This window comes from Kordiimonas pumila (assembly GCF_015240255.1).
In the GTDB taxonomy this organism is placed as follows: Bacteria; Pseudomonadota; Alphaproteobacteria; order Sphingomonadales; family Kordiimonadaceae; genus Kordiimonas; species Kordiimonas pumila.
In genome coordinates, this window is record NZ_CP061205.1 from 3,868,276 (window position 1) to 3,880,779 (window position 12,504).

General features: G+C 53.1%; 11 protein-coding genes and 1 pseudogene. 10 read left to right on the forward strand and 2 right to left on the reverse strand.

Going from position 1 to position 12,504, the window contains the following annotated elements; all coding sequences use genetic code 11:
• The first annotated feature begins 128 nt into the window (after positions 1-128).
• From ICL80_RS17235 to ICL80_RS17260, 6 genes are all read left to right on the forward strand, one after another.
• Positions 129-488, forward strand: coding sequence for a DUF6915 family protein (locus tag ICL80_RS17235; protein ID WP_194213960.1), 360 nt, complete (start codon positions 129-131; stop codon positions 486-488).
• A complete protein-coding gene (locus tag ICL80_RS17240) occupies positions 485-1,603 on the forward strand; it encodes a DUF6878 family protein (RefSeq protein ID WP_194213961.1) in 1,119 nt (372 codons plus the stop codon). Before ICL80_RS17235 ends, ICL80_RS17240 begins: the two co-directional genes overlap by 4 nt.
• Before the next feature lie 76 nt (positions 1,604-1,679).
• Positions 1,680-2,156, forward strand: a complete 477-nt coding sequence (ssb, locus tag ICL80_RS17245) for a single-stranded DNA-binding protein (protein WP_194213962.1) — start codon at positions 1,680-1,682, stop codon at positions 2,154-2,156.
• Between the two features lie 106 nt (positions 2,157-2,262).
• Positions 2,263-3,288: a DUF7146 domain-containing protein gene (locus ICL80_RS17250; protein WP_194213963.1), complete on the forward strand. Its 1,026-nt coding sequence runs from the start codon at positions 2,263-2,265 to the stop codon at positions 3,286-3,288.
• Between the two features lie 389 nt (positions 3,289-3,677).
• A complete protein-coding gene (locus ICL80_RS17255; protein WP_228073649.1) occupies positions 3,678-4,574 on the forward strand; it encodes a DUF2493 domain-containing protein in 897 nt (298 codons plus the stop codon).
• A gap of 131 nt (positions 4,575-4,705) precedes the next feature.
• A complete protein-coding gene (locus ICL80_RS17260; RefSeq protein ID WP_194213964.1) occupies positions 4,706-5,107 on the forward strand; it encodes a hypothetical protein in 402 nt (133 codons plus the stop codon).
• 12 nt (positions 5,108-5,119) lie between these two features.
• Here ICL80_RS17260 and ICL80_RS17265 read toward each other — a convergent pair whose 3' ends face one another.
• Together ICL80_RS17265 and ICL80_RS17270 are read right to left on the reverse strand one after the other, a co-directional pair.
• A complete protein-coding gene (locus ICL80_RS17265; protein WP_194213965.1) occupies positions 5,120-5,794 on the reverse strand; it encodes a GntR family transcriptional regulator in 675 nt (224 codons plus the stop codon).
• Positions 5,795-5,840: 46 nt separating this feature from the next.
• Positions 5,841-6,053 (reverse strand): hypothetical protein, encoded by a 213-nt coding sequence (locus ICL80_RS17270; protein ID WP_194213966.1) that lies wholly within the window; start codon positions 6,051-6,053, stop codon positions 5,841-5,843.
• A gap of 381 nt (positions 6,054-6,434) precedes the next feature.
• Between ICL80_RS17270 and ICL80_RS17275 the strand changes: the two genes are divergently transcribed.
• From ICL80_RS17275 to ICL80_RS17285, 4 genes and pseudogenes are all read left to right on the forward strand, one after another.
• Positions 6,435-6,761 carry a ribbon-helix-helix domain-containing protein gene (locus ICL80_RS17275; protein ID WP_194213967.1) on the forward strand — a complete coding sequence of 109 codons (327 nt, stop codon included), beginning with the start codon at positions 6,435-6,437 and terminating at the stop codon, positions 6,759-6,761.
• The gene (locus ICL80_RS17280; protein ID WP_194213968.1) at positions 6,754-8,751 is read left to right on the forward strand and encodes a type IV secretion system DNA-binding domain-containing protein; all 1,998 of its coding nucleotides are present in this window, start codon (positions 6,754-6,756) and stop codon (positions 8,749-8,751) included. Before ICL80_RS17275 ends, ICL80_RS17280 begins: the two co-directional genes overlap by 8 nt.
• A 3-nt stretch (positions 8,752-8,754) precedes the next feature.
• Positions 8,755-9,513 (forward strand): annotated as a pseudogene (gene mobF, locus ICL80_RS18300) (MobF family relaxase); the annotation flags it as partial.
• Between the two features lie 240 nt (positions 9,514-9,753).
• Entirely contained in the window at positions 9,754-11,643 is a 1,890-nt protein-coding gene (locus ICL80_RS17285; protein ID WP_228073653.1) for an ATP-dependent DNA helicase, read from the forward strand.
• The last annotated feature ends 861 nt before the right edge of the window (positions 11,644-12,504 follow it).

Genomic DNA, 12,504 nt, shown 5'->3' on the forward strand with positions numbered 1-12,504 from the left:
TACTGCCCATCTCGCCCAGCAGTCCAGCCTTCCCGCTCAAGAGTGGGAGGGCTGTTTTTAAGGGTGATCATTTGAGGCTTAAGAGCTTGCAGATGATTGCCCTTAAATCCTTATGAAAGGCATATCCCATGACCCATACCTATTATCATGCAAAATCATCCGCCAAACTGTTCGGTGGGAAAGCTGAGGACTATCTCGCTATCCATGAGTGGTTTGATGCGACAAAAGAAAGCTTCTGTGACTTTCGCCACCGGGCGCTCCGGCATCACGCCGAAGGCATCTTTGAGTGCGAGCGCGTCTTCGGTGTCACCATTCCAAACAGTGCAGGCAAAGACGTTCCAGTGCGCTATATCAGTGAACAACATGTGATGGAAGACTGCGGCGGCCGTGTCCCAAACCTTGCGGACTGGCTGGAGCGGATCACCCCTGTCCCCTGGATGGCGCACGCCACCAAAGTTGGCCACCGGTCACGGAGGGCAGAACAATGACGGACATACCCCTCGAAACCCGCCTTGCCTCCCTGCCAGCCAAGGTCGCGGCCCCCTTTGAGGCCTTATGGCAAAGTGGTCACCTTAGTGAGGACCATCTGTCCACCATACTGGATGCAGGTGACCTCTCCAGGAACACACAGCGCCTCCTCGCCTTCGCGGTTGGATATCTATCCTTCGTCATTAAGCGCGTTCCTGTTGGTGACGTCATTACCATGGCAAAGATACAAGGGAGATCCATTAACCTTGGCTGGTCAGAAAAACGCTGGCGGTCCGAGCATGACCGCTTGTCGCGCGTAGAGACGCTTAAAACACTGACAGGGGAAAATACCCTCTATGATCTCACGGAGTATGAGAAACATCTGCCAACATGTTTTAGCGGGTATCTGATCCACTCCAGCCGGCGTCTCGGTATGGAAGGGCTCAGACAGCGTCACTGTGTCGCCAGTTATCATTACCGCGTCAAAGGCGGTACCTGTGCTATTGCGACTGTCTTTGTTGAGAAGCAGCGCTGGACAGTGGAACTGCTCAGAACCGGGAATGTGGACCACCCCTTGAGGATTGCCCAGATCAAAAGCCGCTTCAACGCCTCTCCTGACCAAAAGATACGCGCGGTCATTCATGAGATACTGGGCATCTCGCTCAAGACCTCCTCTCATCAAGTAGAGGTTATTGTACATGGCCACCAGTATAAAGAAAACCTGCGCCGCATTCTGCCTGTCCTCCGCGCAAACGGCGTGTCAGAAGTATCTGTCCACTTTGACGGGTACGGGGACAGCGGTTCGATTGACAGTATCGTCTATGATCAGGGGAGTTTTGTTCTGGCTGGAGGTGTTACCGTCCCCTGTATCAAGTGCGAGCGCAGTTTTGAACACGGTGCCTGGACCCAAGTTATCAGGGAAAACCAGATCCCGTTGAATGAAGCCATTGATGACCTGACCTACGACTATCTCGAACATACCAATATCGACTGGTATAACAACGAGGGTGGCTTTGGAGAGCTCCTCATCAAGGTGGACGAAGGCACGGTCAGTCTTGAGATCGAGGTCCGCTATTCGAGGAGCGAGTGTGAGTATCTGGAAACGCTCGATATCGAAACCGGCACGCCCGTTTAACCACCACCCTACGCGCAAGAGTGAAAGCAGAATAACTGTCTGGTGATCTTTAACCAGACAGAGAAAGGACTGCATCATGCGTGGTATCAACCGAGTAACAATCGCCGGACATCTGGGCCGAGACCCGGAGGTCCGGCACACCAAATCAGACACCCTTGCCGTGACCCTGAGCGTCGCAACTTCAGAAAAATGGACAGACCGGGAAAGCGGCGAGGAACGTCAGGCAACAGAGTGGCACCGGATCGTCATTTTTAATCCGGGTCTCGCGAGCATTGCCGCCGACTATCTCAAGTCCGGGGACAAAGTCTATATTGAGGGGAAGCTACAAACCCGCAAGTGGACGGATGACGCCGGGCAAGACCGCTATGTGACCGAAGTCGTCCTCCAGCCCTATCGGGGTGTTTTTGAGATGCTCGGCAGCGCCAGAGGCTGGGACACGGGACCAGAGGCTCCGCCTCCCGGCGATACCCAAAGGCCGGATGACCTATCCGCTCCAAGCGCCCTGAACGGGTCAGCAGCAGATCAGCCGCACGGTGACGAGATCCCCTTTTAAGGCTGACGAATACCCTTCCCCCTCCATCAAGCCGGCGTGAACCCTGTCGTTTTTTTCAGGGTGCTCCGGCTCTTCTTTTTCCACTGATACACAAAAGGATGAACCCATGAGGAGCATATCCGATATCGCTGAAGCCCTACGCGCAAACGCCGAGGCTGTTTGCCGCCACTATCTCTCTGAAGGTCGCAAGGTTGGGAACTATTGGACTGTCGGGAACGTTCTGAACGAGCGCGGGGCCAGCCTGCACGTGCGCCTTCAAGGGCCCTTGAGCGGGCCAAACGCGCGCGGCAAATGGACCGATGAGGCCACCGGTGAGTACGGCGATCTTCTCGATCTGATCAGACACCAGTCTGGGCACGAGGACATACGGGCTGCAGCCGATGAGGCCCGTACGTTCCTGTCGCTGCCACAAACCGTATCAGCGCGCTCTTCATCTTCGGTGTGCGCTACCAACACGGACGCAGGCGATGAGTGGAGACCTTCTTCGGTCATGAGTGCCCGGAAGATCTTCCGCGCCAGCCGTCCCATCAGAGGCACCCTTGCAGAAACCTATCTCGCCTCTCGGTCAATTCATGCAAGCAGCGAGAGTGCTCTCAGGTTCCACCCTGCTCTCTACTACAGGGAGAACGGCGTGCACGGCCAGTGTCCGGCGCTCATCGGAAAGATCAGCGACAAGGATGGCACCTTCACCGGCATCAATCGCATCTGGTTGAGGCGCGACGGTAAAGGCCTTGCTGCCATAGAGAACCCTAAAAAATGCCTCGGTCACCTCAGAGGAAACGGGGTCTACTTTGGACGCTCAAAAGAGCTGTTGATTGCAGGCGAAGGCATGGAAACCATCCTGTCCCTTAAAACCGTTCGACCCGATGTTGCTATGGTTGCAGCCTTGACGGCCAACCATCTGGCAGCGATCAACTTACCAGCGGGCCTGAAGCATCTGGTCATTGCCCGCGATAATGACGTGGCAGGCCTAAATGCAGCTGGACAGCTCACAGAGCGGGCGCTTATGGAAGGTATCCAATGTAACACCATCGTCTCCCGCTGTGATGATTTTAACACTGACCTCACGACCTATGGTCCCTGCTATCTGAAGGAACGCCTTTCTAGCATTTTAGTTTCTCAGGACGGGTAATTTAGGTCTTTCCTACACATCCCTGTCGGGCACCCTGCTCTATTACACTAGGATCGCTGCGCTCTCTAAGCTCCACCGAGCCACATAACAGTGTCTCGTCCCATACGGGTAACGATCAGGTGTGAGAGAGTTTCCACCTGAGGTCGGGTGCGAAAACACGCCGTGCTAGCCTGACGGTCGTGCCCCGCAACCGGGCAAAGCCCAGTCCTCCACTGCGTTACGGCACAAGGTGCAGGCCTCTTTTCCCGGCAGGCTCTTCAGCGTTTATTCCGCCCCCTCCCTTCGGGGGAAACTGCGGGGAGGAGGTGAAATTGGTGGAGAGGCATTTGTCTAGACCGTCGGAACTTTACCCAAGCCGACAGGACAGAGCCATACATATGGAGAGACCCATGTTTATAGAGGAAAGCCCCACGGCGAAAGCGATTACCGAGATGACCCTTTACGGCAAACGCCCCTTCTCGGACGAACTGGATCACCGGCCCTTACCGGATAGTGATGATCTTGCAAACGGTCTATCTGACAGCTTTGATGTGCTCACAGGCCTGTTTGCAGATACCCGCCTTGAAGATGACTTGCAGGGTATCCTTTGGGGGTTTGTGAATGTGTTCCAGCGCAAGGTCACGCAGGTCCAAAAAGCCCTCGACCAGAACGAGGACCAGCAGCGGAAAAGCCAGCGCCAACAAGACGGGTCCGAGGTGAAAAGTGTGGAGCTTGAAGACCTGATCACAGAGGGCCGGACCATGCTGGAACAGCGGCAGGTGTTTGAGCTGATGCGCGACGTTGGTAGCGAGCTATTTGAGGCCAAAACCGGCAGCGTCTGGCAACCGCGTGCAGGGTCAACCGTTAATCACCAGAGCATGACCGCCAGCATGATCACAAGCCGTGACTATCTGAAGGCTAAACGGAAGGCCGAGACGCAGCTCAATGTCCCGGACGGCACCCTTATTGCTTTTGCGGGCGGTATGGAGTTTGAGGATGTGAATGCCATCTACAGCGCCCTTGATAAGGTGAAAGCGAACAACCCTGATATGGTTCTGATGCACGGCGGGGCAAAGAAAGGCGCGGAGCTGATCGCCGCCAAATGGGCCGCGAACCGTCGTGTCACAGCCATCATCTTTGCGCCTGACTGGGAGCGCCATAACCGCGCCGCGCCTTTCAAACGCAATGACCTGATGTTGGCGCAAGCCCCCAAGGGCGTGGTGATCTTTCCGGGGTCCGGCATCACCGAAAATCTGGCAGACAAAGCCCGTGCCCTCAGCATCAAAGTCTTCCGGCCTGTAAAATAAAAAGCGGGAGATCAAGCCAAAAGGCGGCCTCTTTGAGCGGAGACACAGCTCGTTCAAAGAGGCTTTGGAGCCCCTAGCCTAGCCGCATCAAAAAAGATTGTTCGCGCCCTCTAAAGTTCTATAGTTACATTATGAAACGCTTCTATAGCCCGACCCTGATGACCTGTTTTAAAAGCGGCCTGATGCTGGCTCTTGTCGCTGCTATTCCGTCAATCATATTCCTCTATGCAAGCTCCATTCTTGCAACAGGTATCGCCGCCATTGCCGCCACCATTTCCTTCTATAATAGCAAGCTGATGCAGGCAGGCTTTCAGGCTATGATGATTCGTTTCTCGTCCTTCTCCACCCTTTCAGAAACCCTTATCCTCCTCGCTGCCCTGATACTCCATGTCATCCTTTTCGTCTTGATCACAAACCAACTATTAATCCTGGAGAGCGGTTTTGACGCGGCGCGGGTTCTGGTTGCCACCACCCTTCTGGCCTTCCTGCCCTTCACCGCCTTTGCTCTGTCGCTCCTCGCCAGAAACCGGTAAAACAAACAGCCATCAGTCGCACCCAGTACGGCGGCGCTGCTTCTCTACAAGTGGCCCCGCTTGCCTCTCGGCCTCAAACCCTTTGCGCACATGTATTTTAACAATCTCGATCAATTGTGCCTTGTGTCCAGTCTCCAGAGCATCAATGATAACCGCATGTTCACAGACCGCCAGAAAGGCTTCGTCAAGCGCGTCATAACTCTCGTGGACATAGGAGGACGCATCCCGGTAAAGCACATCAAACATGCGCCCAAGCGGCCCCCGGTTGACGGTTTCCATCAGATACTCATGAAACCGCCTGTTGATCAAAATGGCTTCCCGTAAATCACCTGCATCAATGGCGGCGAGCATATCCCGGTTCATCGCCTTCAACCGCATAATGAGAGGCTTTGACACCCGCTTCAGTATCTTCTTGGTTACATAGGTTTCAAGGAGGATTTTAAGTTCAATGGCCTGCTGCCTCACCGCGTCCGTATAGGGCGTCACAACATAGTCACCCGTGAGGTCACTTTCAGAAAACTCAATATAGCCACTGTCCAACAGAAACTTGAGGACCCGCCGGGCAACCCCACGCCCGACACCGTAGAGTTTGCCAAACTTTCTCTGTGAGAGTGACTCACCGGGTGCCAAAATGCCGCTTTCTATATCGGCAACCACCCGTGCAGGAAGAGGATCGAAGCTAGCCAAGGCATACACCTGAAGGTGCCGTTCTGGCACCTCATGAATATGTCATTCAGGATAGGCGGTTGAGGGCTTCTTGGACCCCGACAGCAGCAACAGCCTCCGCAAGCCTAGCCATCAGTTTGGGGTCGATCCCGTCCCCAACTTTCTCAACAAAGGGGCTGCCATATTTGATGGCCGTTTCCTTTTTATGCACTCTGATTTTTTCACTGAGGAGCGCCTGCTGGCGTTCCAGTTTCTCTAAGTTTACCGTTTTGGTGCCCATCGCTCATCTCCATCCTATGTTTAATTCCTCCCCACGAGTTACTCAGGTCTTAAACTTGACGATGGCCCTGAAAGCGTCATGCACCACCATAATAAGAAACATACGCAAGCGTCAAGACGCCAGCGAAATCGAGGGACACACCTGATGCACCAACTGCGGCCTTAAAATATGTTGATATTCCAAGTATTTAACAGTCATACATTGTATACGCTCCGTAAACAGCCGCATACGCCGTAAACGGTCATCCCAAAAACCCGAATACAATCAATGGTAAACATTGTTTACCCGTAAACATTTGTGTATGCCCTTGTCATACAGCCAGAGATGTGGCCTAATAAGGATCGCTCGAATCGAACTCTGCTGGCAGAAAGTGCCAGCCCCATGTTACACACAATCTCGCTCCGAATTCCCTCAACGCTTTCGCACGAACTTGAGGAACTTGCCGCTCGAAGAAACCTGACAGTTTCAGCTTTGATGCGTGACATATTGCTCGAATACACAGGGCATAAGAGCAGTGACTTCAAGGACATTCACGAGCGACTTCAGGTCGCACTCAACCTTTCCATCAAAACCCTCTACCTGGTTCGCTTTCTTGCAGCAGGAGTAGATGAGGAAGCCGCCGATGAAATACTCAGAGAGGCAGAAAACTATTTCGTGAAAATCGGTCTGGATAATTCTCAAGTAGAGACTGAGAACGATCATGGCTAACTTCTTTCGCACACCGTTTTCTACCTTCATACGCGGCGCCCAAACCACCATCCATGAATATCAGATGATGGCGCAGTCTCTCCATCAAACCCTAATTGCCACCCTCCTGATCATCGCTGGCTTCAGCCTCTGGCATACATGGCAAGGGACAACCCCCTACGACCGTTACATCATCAAACAGTGGTTTGTGGCAGGGTTCAAGGTTGCCTTCTCAGGCCGCGAGACCGTCATGGAGTTTGAGGACGAAAGCGGTAAAACATATCTGATCTATGCTGACAGATACAGCCGCTCGAGCCTCGTCAAGAAGACGATGCGAAAGGCCCTTGATGGCGCCATCAAGGGAGGGCTTGTCGGGATCAGCTTAGGCTCCCTTATCACCCTTGCTGTCCTGTTATTCTTCTACCTGAAAGGCCGCCACCAGACGAAAGACTTTCACATCAGAGGCGCCCGTATTGGAACAGCGACGGATCTCATTCGCTTTTTTAGAAAGCGCGGCAAAAAGGGGGTTATATCCCTCGGCGGTATCCGTCTTCCAGCCTCTCTGGAACCCACCAGCATTGCCCTCGTCGGCGCCCCGCGCACTGGTAAATCCGTCCAGATTGCCTCCATACTGAAGGAGATACGGCGCGCCAAAAAACGGGCCATCATCTATGATTATGGGGGTAATTTCACCCGGCTCTTCTATAGGCCTGGTATTGATTTTATCCTCAACCCGACGGACGAACGGTCTGTCGAGTGGCGTCCCTGGTATGACGCTCTTGAACCCGCCCACTATGAGCAGCAGGCCGCAAGCCTCGTCCCCGAAAGCACAGGTGGTGACAGCTTTTGGCCCATCGCGGCGCGCACCGTCTATGTGGCCCTTACCCGCAAGCTCGCGAGAGAAATGCAGGACCCTAGTCTGCACCGCCTTCTATATTGGGGTCTCCAGTCGAACGCCGATGATGTCGTCGACCATCTAAAAAACACGGAAGCAGCGGCAGCCTTCTCAAAAGATAAAACCGCCGCATCCATTATGAGCCATCTGGCCTCTTATCTGAAGAGCTTCAACTATCTCCCCCAAAGCGGCAAGGCTTTTTCGATCCGGCACTGGGTCAGGAATGAAGAGAATGACAGCTGGCTCTTTATCGCCACGCGCGCCGATCAGATTGATGCCCTCCGGCCCCTGATCTCCATGTGGGTAGATATCGCAACCTCCGCCATTTTGTCTTTGCCGCCAAGTCGGACGCGGCGGATCTTCGGGGTTTATGATGAGCTTCCCACCATGAATGTTCTGCCGTCCCTTCTAACCACCCTCACCAACGCACCCAAGTATGGCGGCTGTCATATTCTTGGCTATCAGTCCCATACCCTTTTGAAGAAGGTTTACGGCGCAGAAGCCGCCGAAGCTATAACGGGTGCCTGCGCCCTCCACTGCATCTACCGTGCTCAGGATGTGGCGACCGCCGAGTGGGCTCAGAAGGACCTCGGTGACACAGAAACCGCTGAGACCAATGAAGGCTATTCCTACGGCGTTAGTCAGATCCGGGACGGCAGGACTGCGAACATTCAGCGCTCAACACGCCCTCTCATCCTCGCCAGTGAAATCCGCTCTCTGAGTAACCTGCAGTTCTATTTAAATGCCGGGTCGGGTCTCCCCGTTGTGCCACTGGAGATCAAATATGTGAACCATCCGGCTGTGGCAGAAAGCTTTATCGCGCGCCTCGATCAAAGCATGATCAGCGATAGCCCAAACGCTCCCACCCTTGTCACCAAACCAGCCAAAAGCCTCTTTGAGGCAAAAAACAAATCCGCACCCAAGCGACAAAAGACAGCCATTTCAAAGTCCATTTTTACCCTGCCACTCTTTGCCAAAGCGGACAAAGAGCAGGCCCCAGAGGAGGCCCCAAAGGAGGCCAAAGAGGAAGATGCAGAAAAACCTCATACGCCTGTCAGAGCAAAGCCTATATCCGGCCCATCCGATCAGACCCCACCGGGCCAAAGTGAGACATGATCCATGCTATCGATCGGCAAGATATCCGGGACACCAGGCGGAGCGGCAAAATATTATGCGTCCGGTGATTATTATTCAAAGGATAGTGACGCGCCGTCCCGGTGGTTCGGTGCAGGCGCAAAACGCTTGCAGCTAGAGGGTCAGGTTGCCACTGAGGATCTGACCAAAACCCTTTCGGGCATTCTGCCCAAAGGCCATAAAGCCGGGTGGGAGAAAGCAAACAGCAAGCATCACCCCGGCTGGGATCTGACCTTCAGTGCACCCAAAGGGGTCAGTATCCTGTCTATCGTCGGCGGCGACAAGCGCCTCCATACGGCGCACGATAATGCCGTCGAGCGTGCCCTCACGTTTGTCGAAACCTATGCCCATGTTCGTGTGCGAGGCGCAGATGGCAAGATCACTTACCGGCACACAGGCAACCTTGTCGCGGCCAGATTTACGGAATATTTTTCTCGTACCCTCGATCCCCATCTGCATACGCATACACCCGTCTCTAACATGACCTATGATAAGGATCGCGGTCACTGGTACGCCCTTGATAGTGGTGCCCTCTATAAGATCAAGATGGCCGCCGGTCAGGTTTACAGGAACGAACTTGCAGCCTCCTGCAAGACCCTTGGCTACAAGATTTGCCGTAACGCAGAAACCGGTCTCTTTGACATTAAGGGTATTCCCTCTTCCATTCTGGAAGCTTACTCGGCGCGCCGGCAAGCCATTGTTGACTACGCTCAAAAGAGAGGCTGGGCGTCCGCCGCAAACTATGCCCTCGCCACCCTTCTCACCCGCCCGAACAAAGCCAAGACGGATCATATAAAGGTCCTGGATGATCTCGCTGTCCGTGCTGGACCCGCACACCATGACCTCCTGAACTTGATAGAAAAGTCACACCTGAGAACCAGAGAGATGGATGTAGGACATCACCCAGACATGGTGGCCCAGCACAATAAACTGGCGGACAAGGCTGCGCGGCACGGCCTATCCCATCTGACCAACAGAGAGGCCGTGGTCGAACACGGACATATTATCGGGGAAGCCCTCAAAGCAGATATAGGGCGTATGCGCATAGGCGATATTGAGGCAGCCTTAAAGAGGCAAGAACGAGACAAACAGTATCAGCGTGCGGACTATCAGACCGGCGGCAAACACCTCTATCACGGGCATACCACTGATAGCTCTATCGCCTGGGAAACCCGTCTAGAAGATCAGGTTCTCAAACAGCGAGAGACGGTGTGGCCTCTCGCGAGTATCGAGGCCACCCAAAAACATCTCGAAAACTCCAGCCTTACCGACAAACAGAAAGCAGCCGCTCGCTTTGTTCTGAGATCACGCGACCGCTCTGTCATTGTGGCCGGTGTTGCCGGGTCCGGAAAATCGCATCTGGTTCGGACCATCAAGAAAGCGGCGCCCTACCGACAGTATCTCGCCCTCGCCCCCACGGCCACAGCTGCCGTAGATCTCGGCACGTCAGCCGACATCCCCGCGGGCACCCTCGCGGAGTTTTTGCAAACAGGGGGGCAGAAGACTGGCAGAAACACAATCCTCTTCGTGGACGAAAGCTCCATGTCCAGCACCCGTCAGACAGTACGCCTCCTTGAGGTCGCCGACAGACGAAAAGCCCGCATTGTCTTTCTGGGAGATACCAAACAGTTGGATGCCATCGAACAGGGGAAGCCATTCGACCTTCTTATCAAGATGGGTCTCAGGTCGGTTTTTATCGATCAATCCTTCCGGCAAAAGAACCCGTCCATGCACACGCTCGTACAAGCAGCCCGCAATGGTAAGATAAAACAAGTGTTTGCGACCCTTGGTGACCGGCTGGGAGAGTATGAGGCCGCAGACCTTGCCAATCAGGTTGCTGAGAGATGGATCAAGAACCCAAACCGCGAGAGTATCCAGATAGCTGCTCTCGAGAACAGCAGCCGCATCAGTACAAATGCAGCCCTCAGACACAGACTGCAAGAGGAAGGGCTTGTTAGCAAAGCAGATCACCCCTTCAAAATCCTGTCCTCCAAGGGCCTCACTCCCGCTCTTCTCTCCCTCGCGGATTATTATAAACCCGGTGACATTATCGTGTTCCATTTAGGTCACGCAAAGCTAGGAGCGGATAAGGATGACAAGTTCCGGGTTATCAAAAGCAAAGGGGGTGAGGTACAGATGGAGCGTCTCTCTGACGGGAAAAAGATGACGTTTGATCCTGGACGAACCCGTAAAAAAGGCATGACCCTCTACCACGAGCAAAAGCGCAACCTGTCCCTCGGCGACAAGATACAGTGGCGACAAAACCTCAAAGACGTAGCGGGGATTAAAAACGGCCACACAGGAACCATAGAGAAGATAAAGGACGGCAAGGCCACCATAGCGTTTGATCACGGCCCCAAGCGCACCCTCGACCTAAGAGAGCATCAATGTTGGGATCATGGCTATGTCATCACCACTTATAAGCAGCAGGGTAAAACCACGCCCGTTAACTGGATTATTGCCAACACAGAGAAAGCGGGCGAGATCACTCAAAAGTCACTGTATGTCAGTCTCACCAGAGCAGAGAAAAGCGTTCGGCTCTTCACAGATAATGCCCGAAAGCTCAAGCATGCCCTTCATATAAATCCCGGCGGCAAGACATCTTCTTTGCAAGGGTTGGGCACTCAGAGATCTTTGCACCTACCCATATCACCCTCTCCTACCTCAAGATACACCAATCTGATTGATGCCCTGCATCCTGCCTTACGAATGATCGCCGCCAACCTTTACGATACGATCAAAGACGCAAAACCCCGGAGAAACCTGACTGCCGACAGTATCCTCATGAAGGATGACAAAGCTTCCATCATCACAGCAGCCCATATCGCTGAGAAGGACCACATGAAGCAGCACGCAGATATGAGGGAAAGGTAATGCAATACGCTTCAATAATTCAAATCTAATCTGAGTGGTGATATAAAGAGTCAATTAAATATTAGGGAAGAGAACCTTTGTTGTTTTGCTGTTTTGGTGCCAACAAGGACGACAATATCAGCTTCCCCCCCTAGCCCACTCAGCTAAAACCTGAGACGCGCTAAAGGGAAAAACCGCAGATAGTTACGAAAAAAGCTCGCACATAAGTACGAGCTTTTATATATTCTCTGAACGAAGAGGGGAGGCCAAAGCCAACAAGTCTCTCACGCCATATGCAAACATCTTATGCTTTGTAGCCTGTATTGTCAACATTTCAGTGCGCAAGAGAAAGTGATAACATGGCTTTTAGTGCTGCGGAGCTCAGGGATATTCCCAACATTATATCAGCTCCCAGATTTGCGACCTACCTCAATGCTACTGGTGGTGACACTGAAATTGCGCTTTCATTATATCGCTGAAATTTACATATATCTTCTGCATTCCTAATACCATTGCAGGTTTGTGAAGTTGCTACTCGAAACGGCGTTATTGTCGCCTTGGAAGCACAATACGGAGCCAATTGGCACCTTTCTCGTAGTTTCAAGCAATCGTTACCACGAATGCCCTATGGCTACAGCCCTTATGGTGATTTCAAAACCACTACTCAGCGATTGCAGAGACACGGCCAATTGACGGCCGGTAAGATTGTTGCCGACCTCAAATTTTCTTTTTGGCAAAACATGCTTACTGCAAGGCATGATAGGCGACTTTGGATTCCATTTTACCGACTAGCATTTCCGCATACAAGTACGACAGAGCCAGTTTATCAAGCACGAGGAACCGCAAACCGCTACCTCGAGACAATTCGAAATTTGCGAAACC